We start from the raw sequence: 18,308 nt of genomic DNA, 5'->3' as shown, positions 1-18,308 counted from the left end.
GACGAAGACATTTCGACGGAACTTAGTGAGTTAACCGATCAGTCATATTTTTGTGGTTGGGAAACCCCACGGGCCATCGCACTGCGAATAGATTTATTTGACACCATTCAACATTACTACTGTGTCCGACAGATAAAAGCGGATTCAGGCGTTGGTGAGCAGCAACACGATCAGCAACAAGACGATGACCGTCATGATGGCGGTGTCCAACATGCCAAAGGTATGATCCTCGGTCAGCAGAGAGGAAAGGGTGTAAAAGGTGGGGAACATAAAGCTCAACAGCAGGATAATCGGTACAGAAAAAGACAACGGAAAATCCAGGTGTTGGGGCGCCAGGTAAACCTGACAGAAAAAGATTCCCAACAGGGTGAAAGGCAGCAACAGGAACACCACCTGGGTGATCCCGCCGAAGGCATTGGCCAGCGCAATACCGTATTCCCCCTTGCGGTGGGAGGACCACAGCAGCATGTATTCGCTCATGCCGCCACAGGCCGCTAACAGGAAGGCTGTGACAATGTCCGACAAGCCCAGGTCATGCAGGGCGATTCCTGCAAAGGTAGCAACGCTGTGACCACCCACAAAGGCACCCACCAGGCCACAGGCCGCCACCAGCACGATGAGTTTGCCATTATCGATCCCGGCATATTCATAAGCATCCTGCTGGCGGGACGCCTGCTCCTGTTCTGAACATTGCAGGGCGGCAACCACCTGTTCCTCCTCCTCGGCGTATTCCCGTACCAGCTTGATGAGATACACCACAAAAATCACCAGCATGGCGATGGCCAGTCCCAGCAGGTCAAAGGGCCCCACATAGTTCATGCCGTGGTTGCCCACTTTGGCTACGATCATCCACAAGCCACAAATGATGCCGAGGGCTCCGCCCGCGATCAGGATCTGGTTACCGGCATCCGTAATCGGCTTGGGCATCAAGAACCGCCCCCGCTTGTCCTTGGGCAGGAAGAATGAATAAAAGCTGAAAACCAGGGTGTTGTTGTACAGGGTCATCATCACCATGACGAAAGCAGCCAGTGGGCTTTCCACCACCAGATACGCCACCACCACAATCTCCGGCAGGGTCGCGACAATTTCCCCGAGTGTGGCCGTAAGATAATGACTGACCCGCAGGCGGGAGGCGATCGCAATCGTGGCCTGCAGCAAGGCATGGCAGGAGGCCTGGATGATCACCAGGCCCAGCAACAGGTACAGTCCGCTGAGCAACCATTGGTCCATGACCACCAGCGGATAACGATGCTGCAGCTCCAACACCCCGAACAGCACCATCATCAAGGCAAACCGCGGCAGCCACTTGAAGCGCAGTTCGTGCGGCCAGCCCAGCTCGAAACGCACCAGGCGCTCCGGGTCCAACCCGGCCCGCACCAGGGCCACATGAATATGGCGCGGGTGCGACGCCGGCTCCCCACCCCGTGCCTGCTTGGATTTAAACATCCTCTTCCCTGCCTGGCGGCGTCAGTGCCAACAGATGACGCTCAATGGTGAACACATGCTCATCCTGTTCATCCAACTGCCGCAGGGCCTGCGCCAGTTGCAACAGGTAGTCGCGGTTGTTACCGCTGGGCCCTTCGCAACGGGCAATATGCTGGGCAATCTCCAACTCCGATGCGGCTCCCAGGAACGCCGCGTTATCCCGGTTGGCCACATAAACAACCCCCTGAGCCTGGCTACCGTCCCGAAACTCGATCTCGGTGAGCGTGCGCAAGTAACCGTTCTTCTCCCGAAAATCCAGGTGGGCGAATTCCTCCGGCGTAATCTGATAGGCCATGCCTTCGCACACCGCCCCCGGGGCTTCCACCAGGGTCACCACCCGCCCCGGCTGCTGCGGCGTGCCACGGTGATCGTGGGAACCCTGCCAGAAGCGTCGCGCCCAATGATGGATGCGGGCAGGCTTCCGTTCCAGATAAGGAAAATCCGCTTTGTAGATCAACGACCCGTAACCGAACAACCACAGCGACGTGTGGTCATCAAAGTGATTCATGGTCTGGTTCAGTGCAATGGTATTGGCGGACATACAGGCTTGGTTCTCTGGATCAGAGTGCTGGCTTGACAGAGTAACGGAAAGCTCTTATTACAGGGAGCTCATTGTAGAAAATAGCAGTAACCGCCATGAACTTCGACCTGAATCAATTGATCACCCATCTGAAAGTGGAAAAGATCGGTGAATTACACTTCCGCGGCCGTAATCTGCCTGGCAAACGCCGGGCCGTGTTCGGCGGCCAGGTGGTGGCCCAGGCCCTGAGTGCCGCCATCCAGACCGCCCCCGCAGATCGTCTACCCCACTCCCTGCACTGCCACTTTTTGCGCCCGGGCAACATTGCGCTGCCCATTGAGTTTGACGTAACAGTGATTCGCGATGGTGGCAGTTTTTCACTGCGTCAGGTGAGCGCATTGCAGGATGGCAAAACCATTTTTCTGGCCACTGTATCGTTCCAGGTTCCAGAGCACGGCCTTCAGCATCAGCTGCCGGCACCCGAGATGGAACCGCGGGAAACCATGATCAGCGAATGGGAGTTTTGGCAACAGGTCCAGCAGGAGCGGCCGGAGCTGACCTACCTGCGACCGGACAATTTCACCGCTCTGGACATCCTCAGCCACTTTCGACCTGGGGTGGACGCCCCGGCCCCGCAGCAAGATCCGCAACAGAGTTTCTGGTTCAAAGCCAACGGCCAACTGCAAACCCAGGCCGACCACTTGCTGGTGGTGGCCTTCCAATCGGATCTGTTGTTTTTAAACACCGCATTGCACGCTCACCCCTACACCCTGATTGACCCCGAGGTGCAGGCCGCCAGCTTGGACCACTGCCTGTGGTTCTACGATCATATCGACGCCACCGACTGGCTCTACTACCACATGCGCAGCCCCCTCAGTGGCGGCGGGCGTGGTTTGAACCATGGGTATTTCTACACCGAATCCGGCAAGCTGGTGGCGAGCACCGCGCAGGAAGGCTTGATGCGGGTGCGTCGCTGACAGTGCAGTTAACGCTGCACCGATTCCATCCCCGGACTTATTGCAGATTTCGGGTCAGCAGATCCAGGGTTTTCCGGGCCGGTGCCTGACTCCAGGGATGGTTGGCAAAAAAACGGATCATTCCGGGGCCGGCTTTGTAATAGGTTTTCACCAACAACCGACCAGAGGCGGACTGTTTCAGCCGTTGATCCCGAAACCGGCGCAGAGCGTCTGTCCGCTGCTCCAGATCGGTGCCCTTGGATAAAGCCACCCAAGGGCACAACTCTTTCAGGATCTGGTCGTAGTCGATATAGGAAGGCTGAATCATGGCGCATTCTTCCAGGCTCAGACCATGGTCTTGAGCCCACAGCGCCACATCAGGCACAGCTATATCCGGCAGGTAATCGTATTGGTGCAGCGCGTTGATCTGCTCCGGCAGCGCCGGACCCTCCGTGTGCCGGATCAACTCACCCACTGCGCAATGCACACCCCGATGATCGATAAACCGCGGTTGCCGCAAGGCGCCCACCGGGCTGTCGTGCTGTGGGAACTCCCCGGCCAGAGCGTACTCCCGCAAAACCCGGATCAGGTGCTGGCGGTTCAGTCGCTGGCGGGTGCTGAGGTGCCCGGTGGCTACCGCAGCAAGGTAGTCACACACAAACAGCAGATGAGTCTGGATGTGTTGCTGCTCATCCAGGTCCTGCAGCGACCGACCGCTGCACTCAACACTGTAATCCCCGATGACCGAATTTACTTGCAGAGGGTTCGCCTGTAGAGGGTTCACCTGAAATGTGGAATAGCTTGAAGATGGGTACATATTCACTCCTTGAATCGTATTGCGGATTTTTAAGATCAACGCACTCGCGATGCCTCAATCAATACATCGATCAATGCATCAATGAAATGCTACGCCCCATCCATTCTATGAACTGTAGCCGGAGAAGGCCACGCTCACCGGACGACCGGTCAACTCCCGGCCCGAGTCCCCAGACAACCCGGACCGGGAACCGAACCTTCAGCGAAGCGCCTCCGCCTCTTCCACCACAGGTCGATCTTCACGGGTTCCACGCATGGGGTTCCCCTGGGGCGGGCGACGGCCATCGTCATGGGCCAGAATGACGTGATCCGCGTGCACTTCCAGCAAAATCCCCACAAAGGGCATTTCCGACAGACTCCCGGTCACGCGATAGCTGATCATATCGCCGGGCTTGAACGTGCTGGCATCAAAATTAAACTCGAACGGGCATTTCTCTTCCCCTGGCTTCACCATCTCTTTCATCTTTCTAACCTTATCAATCCGAATACCGCGAACCGGCGTTCGGACAATGTAAATAAGATTGGAAATGCAGTAAATAAAATCGTCGAAAAGAAAGGAAAACTCCGAGAAAACAGCGGCATCCTTCAAAATACTGAACAACGCAACAGCGGCAAGATCCGGCGCTTGAGTTGGCGCCCATGGTTACCTTATGCAGCGACTGGAGAACGTTTCTGGACTGATCGAGATAATCTTTGATCATGTGTATTTCAATCACCTGACTGCGTTAAAAACACTCCATTAAAAAATCCAATCACCAGTTTTAAAATTATAAATTGTACGCGCTCGATGCATCCCTCCTAAGATGGGCTCGGGAAGTATTCCTTACGTAGTTGCAATATTAAGCACAACTACTGCAGTAGCCGCTCGTTGCTTCCTGAGAGTACTGAATCAATACTAAAAATCTCCGAGGATATAACCACATGAGACAGCTACCCACCGTGAGCAAAGCTCTTACGTTCGCTGCCCTTTGCACCTTCAGTTCCACTTCCGCGTTCGCCGCTACTGCAGAACAGCCGGACAACAGCTACTGGTGGCCCAACCGTCTGAGCCTGGAACCGTTGCGGGATTCCAGCGCCTCCGCCGACCCCATGGGCGCCGATTTCAACTACGCCGATGCGTTTAAAGATCTGGACCTGGAAGCGCTGAAGAAAGATCTTTCCGCCTTGATGAAAACCTCCCAGCCCTGGTGGCCGGCCGACTACGGCCATTACGGACCCTTTTTCATCCGGATGTCCTGGCACGCAGCCGGCACCTATCGTTCCATTGACGGTCGCGGTGGCGCCGACGGCGGCATGCAGCGCTTTGCGCCACTCAATGCCTGGCCCGATAACGCCAACCTCGATAAAGCCCGCCGCCTGTTACAACCCATTAAACTGAAGTACGGTAATGCACTCTCCTGGGCGGACCTGCTGGTACTGGCCGGCACGGTGGCAATGGAAGACATGGGCTTCAAAATTGCGGGCTTCGCGTTCGGGCGGGCCGACGAATGGGAACCGGAAGAAGTGAACTGGGGCCCGGAAGGACAGTGGCTGACCGATCAGCGGCGCGATAAAGATGGCATGCTGAAAGGCCCGTTTGGCGCTACCGAAATGGGCCTGATCTACGTCAATCCGGAAGGCCCCCACGGCAACCCGGATCCGCTGGCCGCCGCCAAAGACATCCGCCAGGCTTTCGGCCGCATGGGTATGAACGACGAAGAAACGGCCGCCTTGATCGCCGGTGGTCACACCTTCGGTAAAGCCCACGGTGCACACAAACCCGCTGACTGTGTCGGTGCCGATCCTGAAGCCGCCACCCTCAAGGAACAAGGCCTGGGATGGAGCAACAAGTGCGGCAAAGGCCATGGCGTGGACACCGTGACCAGCGGCCTGGAAGGCGCCTGGACCATCAGCCCCGCCGAGTGGACCCATAACTTTCTGCAAAACCTGTACGGCTTCGAGTGGGAACTGACCACCAGCCCTGCCGGCGCCAAACAGTGGACTCCCAAAGATGGGAAAGGCAAAGGCATGGTGCCGGACGCCCACGATCCCAAGCTGCGACATGCCCCCATCATGCTGACCACTGACCTGGCCCTGAAGGAAGACCCCAGCTATCGAAAAATCACGGAGCGATGGTTGAAAAACCCGGCGGAATTCGAAGACACCTATGCCCGCGCCTGGTTCAAACTGACGCACCGGGATATGGGCCCAACGTCACGTTACCTGGGTAACTGGCTGCCGAAAGACGAATACATTTGGCAGGACCCGGTACCAAAAGCCACAGCCCAAACCGTCAGCGCTGCCGACATTGCCAAACTGAAAGCCGCGATCCTGGATTCCGGTTTGAGCGTATCGCAACTGGTGCGCACAGCCTGGGCATCGGCCTCCACCTTCCGCGAAACCGACATGCGCGGTGGCGCCAACGGTGCACGCATCCGCCTGGCACCACAAAAGGACTGGGCGGTAAACCAGCCCAAGGAACTGAAGAAAGTGTTGGGCAAGCTGGAGAAGATCCAAAAGGATTTCAATAAGAAAAACGCCAAGACGCCGGTGTCCCTGGCAGACCTGATCGTGCTGGGTGGCGCCGCCGCCATCGAGAAAGCCGCGGCGGATGCCGGCTACACCGTGTCGGTGCCGTTCGTTCCCGGCCGCACCGATGCTACGCAGGCCATGACCGACGTGGAATCCTTTGCCTATCTGGAGCCCAAAGCCGACGGTTTCCGCAACTACCTGCAGCCGGGCTATCCGCGCCCACCGGCAGAAGCGTTGGTGGAGAAAGCCGCCCTGCTGGACCTGAGTGTACCGGAAATGACGGCGTTGGTCGGCGGCATGCGGGTACTGGGTGCCAATGCCGATGGCAGCAAGCACGGCGTGTTCACCAGCAAGCCCGGTCAATTGAGCAACGATTTCTTTGTGAACCTGGTGGATATGTCCACGGTGTGGAAAAAGTCGAAGCAGGAAGGGCTCTATGAAGGCAGCGACCGCAAAACCGGCAAGGTGAAGTGGACCGCTACCCCGGTGGACCTGATTTTCGGTTCCAACTCCGAGCTGCGAGCCATTGCGGAATTTTATGCCTCGGCCGATTCCAGACAAAAGTTTGTGGATGACTTCGTACTGGCGTGGGCCAAAGTCATGCAGGCAGATCGCTTTGATATCCGATAGACACTAATCATCCAAACCAAACCGGCGCCGCCCACTGGATGGCGCCGGATCTTTGCGCCTCACAACGACACGCTAAATTCCTGCCTCGTATTCGATGATCTGATCCCGCCCCTGATGTTTGGCCCGGTAAAGGGCATCGTCGGCTTTATTAAGTAACATGTCTATGTCTTCTTCCTGCCCCAGATAAGCCACACCAATGCTGGCGGTCATACGCAATTCACCGGCGCTGGTGTTGATGCCAATGTTGCCAATCGCCTCGCGCAGGCGCTGTGCCGTTCTACGGGTACCGTCCCGGTCTTCATTCAGGACCAGCGCAAACTCCTCACCCCCCAGTCGCCCCCAGACATCGCTGTCCCGAAGATTCGCCACCACCGTATCGCTGAACAGGCGCAGGGCTTCGTCCCCCAGTCGGTGGCCAAAGGTGTCGTTGATGGATTTGAAAAAATCGATATCGAACATCAACAGACTCATGGGTTGCTGCTTGCGCAACGCCAGATGTAACCGCTTACCGGCCTCGATAAAAAAACTGCGACGGTTGTAAACGCCGGTCAGCGGATCGGTGCGGGCTTCGTGCTCTGCTTCCAGCTTGGCCATTTCCAGTTCCCGGGTTCGTAACCGCACCTGTTCCTCCAGTGCCTTTCTGGATTCCTCAAGATGGTTGCGATAGCGCTTCTTCACTGCGTTTTTCTGCAGGCGTAAGCGGCGCACCCTGATCCCCATGGCCGCCATGATACCCAGCATTTCAACAAAGGAGGCAAACGCCGGCCAGTAATAATTCAAGGTGCTGTGGGGCACGACGCCCAGATCACGCAACGCCTGCACCACCAAACCGAACACCAGCAGACTCCAGGCCAGGGCAAACACACCCGCATCCGCCGACCCTTGCCGCCAACGCACCACTCCCGCCACCGACATCATGGGATACAGCAGCAAGGCAACTGTAATGGACAACACCGCCAGCTTGTTGAAATTGAAGATGGCGCACACCAGCAGAAACACTGCATTGCCCAGCATGAACAGCAGAACGTAATCCACCAGCGGTGCGTATCTCCGGGTCTGCAGAAACTCACGGGCAAAGACGATGCCAAAGAACACCCCCAGCGCACCACTGATGGACAGGTAGTTCCAATGAAAATGATCCTTCAGAAGGAACTGGTGGGTGTAGCCCAGAATCGTGCACCAACTGACGATCTTCGACAGCGCATAAACGGAATAGAGCAGAAAGGTCTTGTCCCGGGTGGCGACGGCCTCCACCAGTGACATGATCGACATGATGAAAATCCCGCCGAACAGAAACATGATCACGCTGGTTTCGCGGGTGTAGTTCTCACGCAGGCGTTCAGGGGTCCAGATACGCAGACTGGGAAAAACAAATCCCGCCTGATGGGAACTGAACTTCACCATGAACTCAACGCTCTGCCCCGCCGGGATAACAACCGGCACCACAAAACGATTGTGAGGCACCGGGCGCAGATCAAACGGGTCGGACAGCGACAGGTTGGCGATGGCCTGGTATTGCTCCCCGCCAGCACCCGGCCGGACGAACGTCTCGAGGGCAACCAACTGATGATCCACATACTCCAGTTCCAGAGTCAGCGGCTGCTCCGTCACGTTGTGCAACAGGAAATGACTCCAGAATGCACCGGGTTTCAGGCCGGTGGAACCGGCCGTCTGCAACGGCGCAAACGCGCCCTGCTGATAACGGCGCTCCACCTCTGCCACGTTATGATTGTTCTCCACATCGTGCCAGATTTCGGCTTGCCCGGTGGTCTGCCGACCGTCCTCCCCGCCATCCACCTTGATGACGTTAAGCGCAAACGCAAACTGGGGTACCGCCCACAGCACGACCAGCAACAATTTCCAATTCATGACAAGGCCCCAAAGGCAATCAAACAGGGCAACCAACACCGTATCCTGCCCGCTTAACTATAGATCAAATACATCACTGCTACGGCATCCTGCGACGGCTACAGCGTGGCCTGTTCGGCCCCTGTTCAAAAATAGCACAAACCTGACCCAAACCGTGCAACCGGTGGCCACTGCGCTGGTAGACAACGCTGTGCTTCGGCGCTATTGTCATGCCACTCACACGGAACCGGAGCCATCACCATGAATACAACCAAATTACCTGCCCTGCTCGCCCTTGCCGCCACCTTTTCCTTCGCGAACATTGCCGTTGCCGGCTCTGACAGCGGCTTTTACCTGGGTGCCGCCCTGGGCACAGCCGAGGTGGATTTCTCCGACGGCGAAGGGGACGACAAAATCGAATTCGATGACTCAGACACCGGCTACAAGGTCTTCGGTGGCTACAACCTGGGTCTGTTGCCATTCCTGGACCTGGCGTTGGAAGCAGGCTATATGGGCCTGGGCTCCGTCAAGGGAGACATCGGCAGCTTCACCGGCAATGAGCTGGAAGCCTATGGCTGGACCGCCTACGGTCTGGGCGGCTTTAACCTGGGCCCGGTAGGTTTGTTTGCCAAGGTGGGGTATTTCGCCTGGGATTCCGATATCGACACCGCCTTTGGCGACGATTCCGAGTCCGGCACCGACCCCGCGTTCGGCTTGGGCGCCAAGTTCCAGCTGGGCTCCATCGCGCTGCGGGCCGAATATGAAATGTTTGATCTGGACGAAGTGGACATCGACTACTTCTCCGTAGGGGCGTCCTACACCTTCTGATCCCGCTGCTGTCCTGGGCAAGGCGGTCACCGCACCGCCGATTCCGCCCGAGTCAGGTCCAGCCGCAGCCGCTCCCCCAGCGGGGGCAGCGGCGACCGGCGGAAAGCCTCCCCGTCCCAGTAAAGGATCACCACATCCTGTGCACCCCGTGCACCCCGGGAGTGAAACCGCATGTCCAGCGCGGCAGGTGATCCGGCCTCATCCAGGGCCACCACGGTCATGGTCATGGCACGGGTGTTCACCTCCTGGCCCAACTGCAGAGGCTCCCGCTGCAGATCCCGCACAGTTTGCTCAAATTCATCGATCATACCCAGGCTGGATTCTATACGGATGCTGTCCTCCGCCACCCGCGTAATGGTGAACTCAGCGTGACGGGATGAAATGAACCAGGCGTTCGCTGGCACCGTCAAGCGGTGGGCAAAGCGCATGGGCGTCGTGGCCAGAGCAATGGGCATGCTCATCCCGAATAACAGGACTTGTTCCTGCTCGGACTGCACCGGCATACGCTTGGTCATGGGCAGGGACATCAATTGGTTCCAGATCACCGGGCTGTAACTCAGCAGCGGCATCAACAAGGGTGCCAACATTAAATGCAGTACGAACAGCACATAGGCCCCTGTCCGTTGCAAACGGGAACCGAGCTCACCTTGGGCCAACGCATTAAACAACATCCCCGACAGGGCCGACGCGCCGATGCCCACCATCAGCAGGTTGCGATCCGCCGGCACCGTGGCGCTGATGGGCACGGCGGCAAAGACACAGCCCAACGCCCAGAACCTGGCCTGCGCCGAATTCCGCAACAACGGCCACAGAACCAGCGCCACCAACGCCAGAAAAATCATACCCACCAGGGCGAACAGAGTCATGGATTCAGGGTTGAAGCCAAACACGTCCGCCGGTACCAGACCAAACTGGGCAAACAGCAGCACGGGTATACGCTCCCCCAGGTTACTGAGAAAACTGAGGGGAGACTCCACCGGATCAATGTAATTGGCATCGGAGTTGTTCGCGCCAAAATTTCCCAGCTTATAGGTCACCCACCAGGCCACACTGATAACAACATAAGGCCACAGTGCCAGTAACGCCCGCCGCGGCCCGCTCCGGTCCACCATCAGTGCATATGCACCCAGATAGGCACAGGTGGAAATGCCGATCTCGCCACTGAACAGGCTGCACAACAGCCACAACAGACTGAGCGCCAGCGCGTATACAACACCGCTTTCGCGCCAACGGATATATTCCAGCACACACAACACTCCGAATAACGCCGCCATCAGCGCATTGCGATTGGCGATCCAGCTCAGGGTCAGGCCGTGGGTGCTGTCCCACAGGTACACCGCCAGTGCCGCCACGCAGGCCGTCAGCGACATGCCGCTGCGTCGCAACAGATGATACAGCGCCCACCCCAGGCCCAGATACCAGAGCAGACTGTGCACGTGCATCAACCGCGCTGAATCCCGCCATAAACGATGATCAAGCCAGTGACTCAGCTCCGCCAGCGGCCGCCAGAACTGATAGCGGAAACCTTCGTATGTCCACCAGGGAATCACCCCCTGATCGATGAGCACACGGGTCCGCTCCGGCGTGGCATCCACCCAGGAAAACAGTCCGAACAGTGACCAGTCGTTGGCACGGGGAATCTGGATATCCGGGTGCAATAACGCATAATGAATGTAATCATCCCCCAGCCAGCCTGACCCCAACGCAGGCAACGTCAGCACCAGCGTAATCAGGAATACCCGGCCCGGGCTCTGACCCAGTTTGTGCAAATACAACATGATATAAACAGTCCTTACCTGAGCCGATCACGGCAAATTGCAACAGGCATATGCTTGAATCCCTGCGTCAGGCAAGCAATGTGGAATGACCCGCTAACTGGAATAGTCATCGTCATCCGCTTCAACTTATTCATGCCACCCCCCTGGCGTGCATGCATTCTTGGCATTTTTGTGCCCCTGATGGTAGCACTATCGTCCATCGCTGACAGGCTCCCTTCACCGGGAGATGGGTTGCAAATCTTAAAAAAGCGTAAGTATCGTAACGTATTGTAATTGCAATGGGTGTTTCCTATTCTAGGGAACATCCGCAGCAGCATCACACGCCGCACAGAACGCACCACGGAGAAAGGTAAACTTGCATGACCAAACAGAAAGCGACCAACGTCCATTGGCACCACGGTGAAATTTCCCGGGCCGACCGCGCCCGCCTGATCAAACAGCGGGGCGCTACCCTCTGGTTCACTGGCCTGTCCGGCAGCGGCAAGAGTACAGTGGCCGTTGCACTGGAGCAGCGACTGTATGAGATGGGGCACCTCAGTTACCGCCTGGACGGTGACAACATCCGCTTGGGCATCAACAAGAACCTGGGCTTCAGCGCCGAGGACCGGGCCGAGAACATCCGCCGAATCGGCGAGATCGCCAAACTGTTCGCCGACACCGGAGTCATCACCCTGTCCAGCTTCATCAGCCCCTACCGGGAGGATCGTGACCGGGTACGGGAAATTCACGGGGCCGCCGAGCTGACCTTTATCGAGGTGTTCGTGGACTGCCCACTGGCAGAAGCGGAAAAGCGCGATCCAAAAGGGCTGTACAAAAAAGCCCGCGCCGGGGAAATCAAAAACTTTACCGGGATTGACGACCCCTACGAGGCACCGCTGAACCCGGAAATTCATCTGCAAACCGCTGATATGACGCTGGAAGAGGAAGTGGAGACCGTCATCGGCTACCTGCAGCAAAACGGTTATCTGGGCGAGCAATAGCAAACCCCGCTGCCGTTGCCGGACTGACGCGCGCTTAGCATTCGCCTTCAGCCCGGTATCCCGCTAAAATTGCCGGTCATTCCAACACGACAAAGAAGAATTCCCATGGGTCGAGCATACCAGAACCGCAAAGTATCAATGGCCAAGACGGCCGCCGTCAAAACCAAAGTCTATTCCAAATACGGCCGCGAAATTTATGTGGCTGCCAAAAGCGGTGGCCCGGACCCCAGCGCCAATCTGGCCCTGCGCAGCCTGATCGACCGCGCCAAAAAGGATCAGGTGCCCAGCCACGTGATCGAAAAAGCCATCGAAAAAGCCACCGGTGGTACCGGCGAGGATTTTCAGGCGGCCCTGTACGAAGGCATCGGCCCCGGCGGATGCATGGTGCTGATCAGCGCACTCACCGACAACGGTAACCGCACCTTCGGCGAAATTCGCGGTGTGTTTTCCAAGTGCAAGGCCAAGCTGGGCAGCCAGGGCTCGGTGTCCCACATGTTCGATCACCGGGCCATGTTCGTGTTCCCCGGTGAAGACGAAGAGCCGGTGCTGGAAGCCCTGCTCAACGCCGATGTGGACGTGAGCGACATTGAGCAGGATGACAATATGATTACCGTGCTGGTGCCGCCCACCGAGTTTTTCAAGACCAAGACCGCCATCCTCGAATGGGCGCCGGAAACGGAATTTGAGATGGAGGAAATCACCTATCTGCCTCAGACCGCACACCCCATGGCGGCTGAGGACGTGGAGCAGTTTGAGCGCTTCGCCAGCTTGCTGAACGACCTGGAAGACGTGCAGGAAATCTATCACAACGCGGAATTCCCGGGCTGACCTGGTGGCCAGAGCAGGCATGATGACGCCCCTGCGCCTGGTGATCCTGCTGGGGTTGTTGCTGAGCCCCCTGGCCGGGCTCAGTGCCCAGGAAGCAGCGCCCACCATCCGCGATGTGTTGGAAGCCGGCTCCCGCTCGGAAGAGGTGATGGAGCAGTTCAAGGATGAAGGCAACAGCATCCGGGAGGGGGAAACACCCCTCTCCACGGTGCTGGCCCTGCATGAAGCCAGCCAAAACCGCGACTGGGAAAAGGCCGCACAGTTTCTGGATACCCGCTTCCTGCCAGAGGAAATGGCCGCTCAGGACCCCGGGGAATTGATCCGCAAACTCAACATCATCTGGAGCCAGAACCGGATCATCGATTTCTCCGCCGTCAGCAATACCCGGGAAGGACATCAGGATGATGGCCTGCCCAGTTACCGGGATCTGCTGGGCACCATTCCCCTCAACAACAACGAATCCATCCCGATTTATCTGCAGCGGGTGCCGGACAGCCAGGGCGGCCGCATCTGGAAAATTTCCAACGCCACTACCCGTTATATTCCCGACCTGTGGGCGGTCTACGGCTACAACCCGCTGCTGATCAAACTGGAAGAGCACCTGCCGGACTTCAACTTCCTGTATCTGCAAAACTGGCAGGTGATCGGGTTACTGGTGATCATGGCCGGCGCTGCAGCGCTGGCGTTCGGGTTACGCTGGCTGTTGCTGTGGGCCATTCAATTCTCCGACCGCTATCGCGACACCATGCATCGCCTGGTGGCGGTACCCATGCCCTGGTTCGTGTTCTTCAAACTGACCCAACTGGGCGTAGGCGAGCTGGGGCTGTCGGTCAAAGCACGCATTTACCTGAACGAAGCAGCCCTGGGCTACATTGCCACCGTTTTCCTGTTGCTGGCCGCCATCGAATTTTTCACCGCCCTGTTTCTGAGTCGCACTGCCCACCAGCGTTACTGGTCCGGCATCATCCGCCCCATCCGCACCATTCTGAAAATCATCGCCATCATTGTGGTGCTGGTGCTCTGGCTTACAGAAAGCGGATACGACATCAATACGATACTGGCAGGCCTGGGCATCGGCTCCCTGGCGTTGGCCCTGGCGGCGCAAAAAACCCTGGAAAACATGATCGGCGCCATCACCCTTTACATTGCCCAACCCATCAAGCCCGGTGATTTCTGCAAGGTGGGTGACATCACCGGCATCATCGAGGAAATCGGCCTGCGCTCAACCCGCATTCGTCGCCTGGACCGTTCCGTGGCCCATGTGCCCAACTCCAGCCTGGTGTCCATCAGTCTGGAAAATATCAGTGAGAACGATCGCCGCCGCTATTCCCGCACATTATTTCTGGCACTGGATTCCACACCGGACCAATTGCGCCTGGTGCTGCAAAAACTCAGGGAACTGCTGGCCAGTCACCCGCGCCTGCTGGACATCGCAGCACGGGCCCGCTTTGAAACTATCGAACGGGATGCGTATATCATTAGCATTAACGGATACGTTGACAGTGCCGACTACGAAGTGTACCTGGCGGTGGCGGAGGATCTGAACCTGCGCATTCTGGAGATGCTACGGGACTGCGCGGTGCAACTGGCGGTACCCCAACAGCGACTGCTGATCCGGCAGGAAGCCGACACCGACGCGACTGCAGAAGCGGACGCTGCGGCGCGGATCAGTGAACTGGAACAGCAAAACCGGCTGGCATTCCCGGATTTGACCGAAGCCGAAAAGGAAAGTCTGAAAGGAGAGCTGCGCTATCCGGCGCGGGGACATTCTCAAAGCTGAGTGGGCTCCTCTGCGCTCACCACCCGCAGTTCCGGCACAAAGCGAAACCCCAGCTTGGGCACCGTCTTGATCACCTTTTGTTGCGCGGCGCTGTCCCCCAACGCGCGCCGGCATTGCGCGACCACTTGGGCCAGTGATTCATCGGATACGGCGCGCCCTTCCCACAACACATCGAACAGCCTGTCCCGACTCACCACGGCGTTACCCGCATGGATCAGCAGACACAAAAAGTGCAGCGTTTTTGGCGCCAGCGGCACATCCACCCCTTGCCGCAGCAGACGGGCCTGATCCGGCACCAGCTGAAAATTCAAAAAGTGGTATTCCTTACCTTTAGCTAGATGCATCCTTGTTGTAATCCTCGGCGAACACCCTGTCCGGTAACCGCCAGTATGCCTCAGGCTGCTTATGGCTGAAGTTAAGGATCAACGTTGGCGCTGTTAAAAATTGACATTACGTCTGCGTAATTCCACGGAATTCAAACAAACCTCAAACAATCATCAGGCAAACTTCAACTTTTCTTCAGGTGCAGGCGGTGGCGCTTGGCTAGGGTAGGCAACGAATCCGGCAGGAAGTCGGATGCAGAACCCAATACCACTCAGGAGCCAACATCATGAAATACGCAACCGCCACCCTGGTCATCGCCACCGCGCTGGCCACCTCAATCAGCCAAGCCGCCAGCGTCGAGGAGATCCGGGAATTCAGTCCGCAACCCGGCCTGGAATACAAAGCCACTCTGAATGATCTGGTGGCTAACCCGACACTGGAGGAGCCGGATGTAATCCGTTTCACGTCCCGCGGCCACTACTACAAACAGGCGCTTACCAGCACCAAGCCAAGGGTGATCAGTTCGGAAAAATTTGTCACCCTGCCCGGCAGCAAAAGCCGGGTGGTGATTCCTGCGGGCAAAGATGCCCTGGTGAACCTGTCGTTCAGTGCCGAGTCCCGTTGCAACGAACCGGGTAGCGCGGCACCGGACTGGTGTGAAGTACGCATTCTGGTGGACGGCGTGGAAGCTTCCCCTCAGGCCTCCAGCTTCGCCCCGGACACCTACGCCTTCGACAGCACGGACGGCGGCACAGAGTCGGATGCCTCCTGGGAATCCCATGCCATGGATCGCCACCACTGTGTCTTCAACAGCGACAGCAAAACCAGCAAAGCCGTGCCGGTGGAAGTGCAGTGGAAAGTCACCAACTTCGATGGCGGACCCGCCCCACAATTCTGGCTGGATGACTGGAGCTTCACCATCCAGTTGGCAGACGGCTGCCGGCAGGAGCGTTTGAAAGTGGAAGAGTAACGGTTGCCACCGCTACCCTGCGGGTCGTCCTTTGGGGGATTGCCCGCTGGGTCACAAATCTGAAGTAATTACCTGATAGCGTTCTGCTCCATTGGTCAGCATCCAACCAAGTAGGAGAGAGAACATGCGTAACGACCTGCAATACGACAATGATAATGGTATCAGTAACACCAGCGGCAACCGCCCGTTTGAAGACGTGCTGCAATCCAGCCTGGACCGTCGCCAGGTGTTGAAAGGTGGCATGGGCCTGGCGGCGGCTTCGTTTGTCGCCGCACCAAGCCTGGCCAGCGCAGGCCACAAACACTGGCCCGGTCGCAAACCCCTGATCGATTTCACCCCAGTGGCCGTGGCGGACGGCAATGGACCCATGCCCGCCATCTCGCCGGATTACGAATACGAAGTCCTGATTCCCTGGGGAGAACCCCTGGAGCCCAGCGGCCCTGCGTTCAGCTGGCCGCCCAAGCCGGCAGACCAGGCCAAGCAGATCGGTATTGGCCACGATGGCATGGCGTTCTTCCCTATCGATCAGAAAGAATGTGAGAAATTCTCGGACAAGTTCAAGCGCGGCAACCGCGGCCGTCGCGGCAACGAGCACGGCATGCTGGCCATCAACCACGAGTTCGGCGGCAATCACCACGTGCTGGGTAAAGCAGCACCGGAAAGCCTGGACGACGTTCGAACCTCGCAACATGCCCACGGCGTATCCGTGGTTGAGATTAAAAAACGCGGCCGCACCTGGCGCCCGGTGGAAAGTAAGAATGCCCGTCGCATTCACGTCAACACCCCGGTCACGTTCAGTGGCCCGGTGGCAGGCCATGCCCTGCTGCAAACCCCTGCTGGCAATATTCCCCTGGGCACCGTCAACAACTGCTCAGCCGGCCCGACACCCTGGGGCACGTACCTGACCTGCGAAGAAAACTTCAACGGCTATTTTGGTGCCACCAACCGCGAGCAAACCTGGTCTCCCACAGAATCCCACAGCCGTTACGGTTTCAGCGCCGGTGGTTTCGGTTACGGCTGGGAGCAGTTCGACGCCCGCTTCGACCTGTCCAACCCGGACTACAAAAATGAAGAAAACCGCTTCGGCTGGGTGGTGGAAATCGATCCGTTCGACGCCACCCAGATGCCGGTGAAGCGCACCGCGCTGGGCCGCGTCAAACACGAAGGCGCCACCACCGTCATCGGTCAGGACGGCCGGGCGGTCGTGTACATGGGCGACGATGAGCGCTTTGATTACATCTACAAGTTTGTCTCTGCCGGACACTACGAGGAAATGCTGGCCGCGGGCATCAGCCCACTGGACGAAGGCACCCTGTACGTGGCCCGCTTCGATGAAGACGGTTCCGGCGTCTGGTTGCCGTTGACCCTGGACAACGCCGATCTGGCCGCCCGTTTTGCCGACATGGGTGAGTTGCTGGTGAATACCCGCATCGCGGCTGACATCGTGGGCGCGACCCCCATGGACCGTCCGGAATGGACCACCGTCGCCCCCAACGGCGACGTCTACTGCACCCTCACCAACAACAGCCGCCGCACTACCGCCGACGCAGCCAACCCCCTGGCGCCCAACCCCGACGGCCACATCATTCGCTGGCACGACGCCGATGAGCACACCGGCACCACCTTCAGCTGGGATATCTTCCTGATCGCGGAAACCACTCATGGCACAGATGAATCCTTTGCCTCGCCCGATGGTCTGTGGGCCGACCCCGACGGTCGCCTGTTCATCCAGACCGATGGCGGACAGAAAGACGGCCTGAACAACCAAATGCTCGTAGCCGACACCACCACCGGCAAACTGAGCCGCCTGTTCACTGGCGTCAGCGGCGACGAGATCACCGGCATCACCGTAACACCGGATCGTCGCACCATGTTTGTGAACACCCAGCACCCGGGGGACGGCGACCCAGCCCTCTCCAACTTCCCGGCGCCCTTTGACGGTGTCACCATTCCTCGCGACTGCACCATCGTCATCACCAAGAAAGACGGTGGCATCATCGGTTCGTAAGCCGATTCACTTCTATCCTGATTGCAACATCAGAGGAGCAAGCGGA

The 18,308-nt window shown here is 58.0% G+C and carries 15 protein-coding genes; 8 read left to right on the top strand and 7 right to left on the bottom strand.

The window, feature by feature from the left end:
- Positions 1–144: 144 nt before the first annotated feature.
- Together D9N14_RS22130 and D9N14_RS22125 are read right to left on the bottom strand one after the other, a co-directional pair.
- Complete coding sequence (locus tag D9N14_RS22130; protein ID WP_290583953.1) at positions 145–1,446, bottom strand: hypothetical protein; 1,302 nt, start codon at positions 1,444–1,446, stop codon at positions 145–147.
- Positions 1,439–2,026, bottom strand: coding sequence for a gamma-glutamylcyclotransferase (locus D9N14_RS22125; RefSeq protein ID WP_290583951.1), 588 nt, complete (start codon positions 2,024–2,026; stop codon positions 1,439–1,441). The genes D9N14_RS22130 and D9N14_RS22125 overlap by 8 nt, the downstream gene beginning before the upstream one ends.
- Before the next feature lie 95 nt (positions 2,027–2,121).
- Between D9N14_RS22125 and D9N14_RS22120 the strand changes: the two genes are divergently transcribed.
- A complete protein-coding gene (locus D9N14_RS22120) occupies positions 2,122–2,982 on the top strand; it encodes an acyl-CoA thioesterase (RefSeq protein WP_290583949.1) in 861 nt (286 codons plus the stop codon).
- 37 nt (positions 2,983–3,019) lie between these two features.
- On the opposite strand, the gene D9N14_RS22115 is transcribed toward D9N14_RS22120, so the two are convergent.
- Positions 3,020–3,778 carry a CFI-box-CTERM domain-containing protein gene (locus tag D9N14_RS22115; protein ID WP_290583947.1) on the bottom strand — a complete coding sequence of 253 codons (759 nt, stop codon included), beginning with the start codon at positions 3,776–3,778 and terminating at the stop codon, positions 3,020–3,022.
- A 198-nt stretch (positions 3,779–3,976) separates the two neighbouring features.
- A complete protein-coding gene (locus D9N14_RS22110; protein ID WP_290583945.1) occupies positions 3,977–4,240 on the bottom strand; it encodes a hypothetical protein in 264 nt (87 codons plus the stop codon).
- 458 nt (positions 4,241–4,698) lie between these two features.
- Between D9N14_RS22110 and katG the strand changes: the two genes are divergently transcribed.
- Positions 4,699–6,918, top strand: coding sequence for a catalase/peroxidase HPI (katG, locus tag D9N14_RS22105; RefSeq protein ID WP_290583943.1), 2,220 nt, complete (start codon positions 4,699–4,701; stop codon positions 6,916–6,918).
- A 72-nt stretch (positions 6,919–6,990) separates the two neighbouring features.
- On the opposite strand, the gene D9N14_RS22100 is transcribed toward katG, so the two are convergent.
- Positions 6,991–8,787, bottom strand: coding sequence for a diguanylate cyclase (locus tag D9N14_RS22100; RefSeq protein ID WP_290583941.1), 1,797 nt, complete (start codon positions 8,785–8,787; stop codon positions 6,991–6,993).
- A 240-nt stretch (positions 8,788–9,027) separates the two neighbouring features.
- On the opposite strand from D9N14_RS22100, the gene D9N14_RS22095 reads away from it, so the two are divergent.
- The gene (locus D9N14_RS22095; RefSeq protein WP_290583939.1) at positions 9,028–9,594 is read left to right on the top strand and encodes an outer membrane beta-barrel protein; all 567 of its coding nucleotides are present in this window, start codon (positions 9,028–9,030) and stop codon (positions 9,592–9,594) included.
- A gap of 26 nt (positions 9,595–9,620) precedes the next feature.
- Here the strand turns inward: D9N14_RS22095 and D9N14_RS22090 are convergent, their stop codons facing one another.
- The gene (locus D9N14_RS22090; protein WP_290583938.1) at positions 9,621–11,372 is read right to left on the bottom strand and encodes a hypothetical protein; all 1,752 of its coding nucleotides are present in this window, start codon (positions 11,370–11,372) and stop codon (positions 9,621–9,623) included.
- 359 nt (positions 11,373–11,731) lie between these two features.
- On the opposite strand from D9N14_RS22090, the gene cysC reads away from it, so the two are divergent.
- The 3 genes from cysC to D9N14_RS22075 all read left to right on the top strand — a co-directional run bounded on the left by cysC (position 11,732) and on the right by D9N14_RS22075 (position 14,960).
- Positions 11,732–12,352 carry an adenylyl-sulfate kinase gene (cysC, locus tag D9N14_RS22085; protein WP_290583936.1) on the top strand — a complete coding sequence of 207 codons (621 nt, stop codon included), beginning with the start codon at positions 11,732–11,734 and terminating at the stop codon, positions 12,350–12,352.
- A 105-nt stretch (positions 12,353–12,457) separates the two neighbouring features.
- Positions 12,458–13,180: a YebC/PmpR family DNA-binding transcriptional regulator gene (locus D9N14_RS22080; RefSeq protein WP_290583934.1), complete on the top strand. Its 723-nt coding sequence runs from the start codon at positions 12,458–12,460 to the stop codon at positions 13,178–13,180.
- A gap of 19 nt (positions 13,181–13,199) precedes the next feature.
- Entirely contained in the window at positions 13,200–14,960 is a 1,761-nt protein-coding gene (locus D9N14_RS22075) for a mechanosensitive ion channel family protein (protein WP_290583932.1), read from the top strand.
- Here the strand turns inward: D9N14_RS22075 and D9N14_RS22070 are convergent.
- Positions 14,951–15,304 (bottom strand): transcriptional regulator, encoded by a 354-nt coding sequence (locus D9N14_RS22070; RefSeq protein WP_290583930.1) that lies wholly within the window; start codon positions 15,302–15,304, stop codon positions 14,951–14,953. The genes D9N14_RS22075 and D9N14_RS22070 overlap by 10 nt on opposite strands.
- Before the next feature lie 266 nt (positions 15,305–15,570).
- On the opposite strand from D9N14_RS22070, the gene D9N14_RS22065 reads away from it, so the two are divergent.
- Together D9N14_RS22065 and D9N14_RS22060 are read left to right on the top strand one after the other, a co-directional pair.
- Complete coding sequence (locus D9N14_RS22065) at positions 15,571–16,254, top strand: hypothetical protein (protein ID WP_290583928.1); 684 nt, start codon at positions 15,571–15,573, stop codon at positions 16,252–16,254.
- Between the two features lie 124 nt (positions 16,255–16,378).
- Positions 16,379–18,262 carry a PhoX family protein gene (locus D9N14_RS22060; RefSeq protein WP_290583926.1) on the top strand — a complete coding sequence of 628 codons (1,884 nt, stop codon included), beginning with the start codon at positions 16,379–16,381 and terminating at the stop codon, positions 18,260–18,262.
- The last annotated feature ends 46 nt before the right edge of the window (positions 18,263–18,308 follow it).

Source organism: Ketobacter sp. (assembly GCF_003671495.1).
In the GTDB taxonomy this organism is placed as follows: domain Bacteria; phylum Pseudomonadota; class Gammaproteobacteria; order Pseudomonadales; family Ketobacteraceae; genus Ketobacter.
Note: the sequence above shows the minus strand (reverse complement) of the source record. Positions and strands in the feature narration are given on the sequence as shown.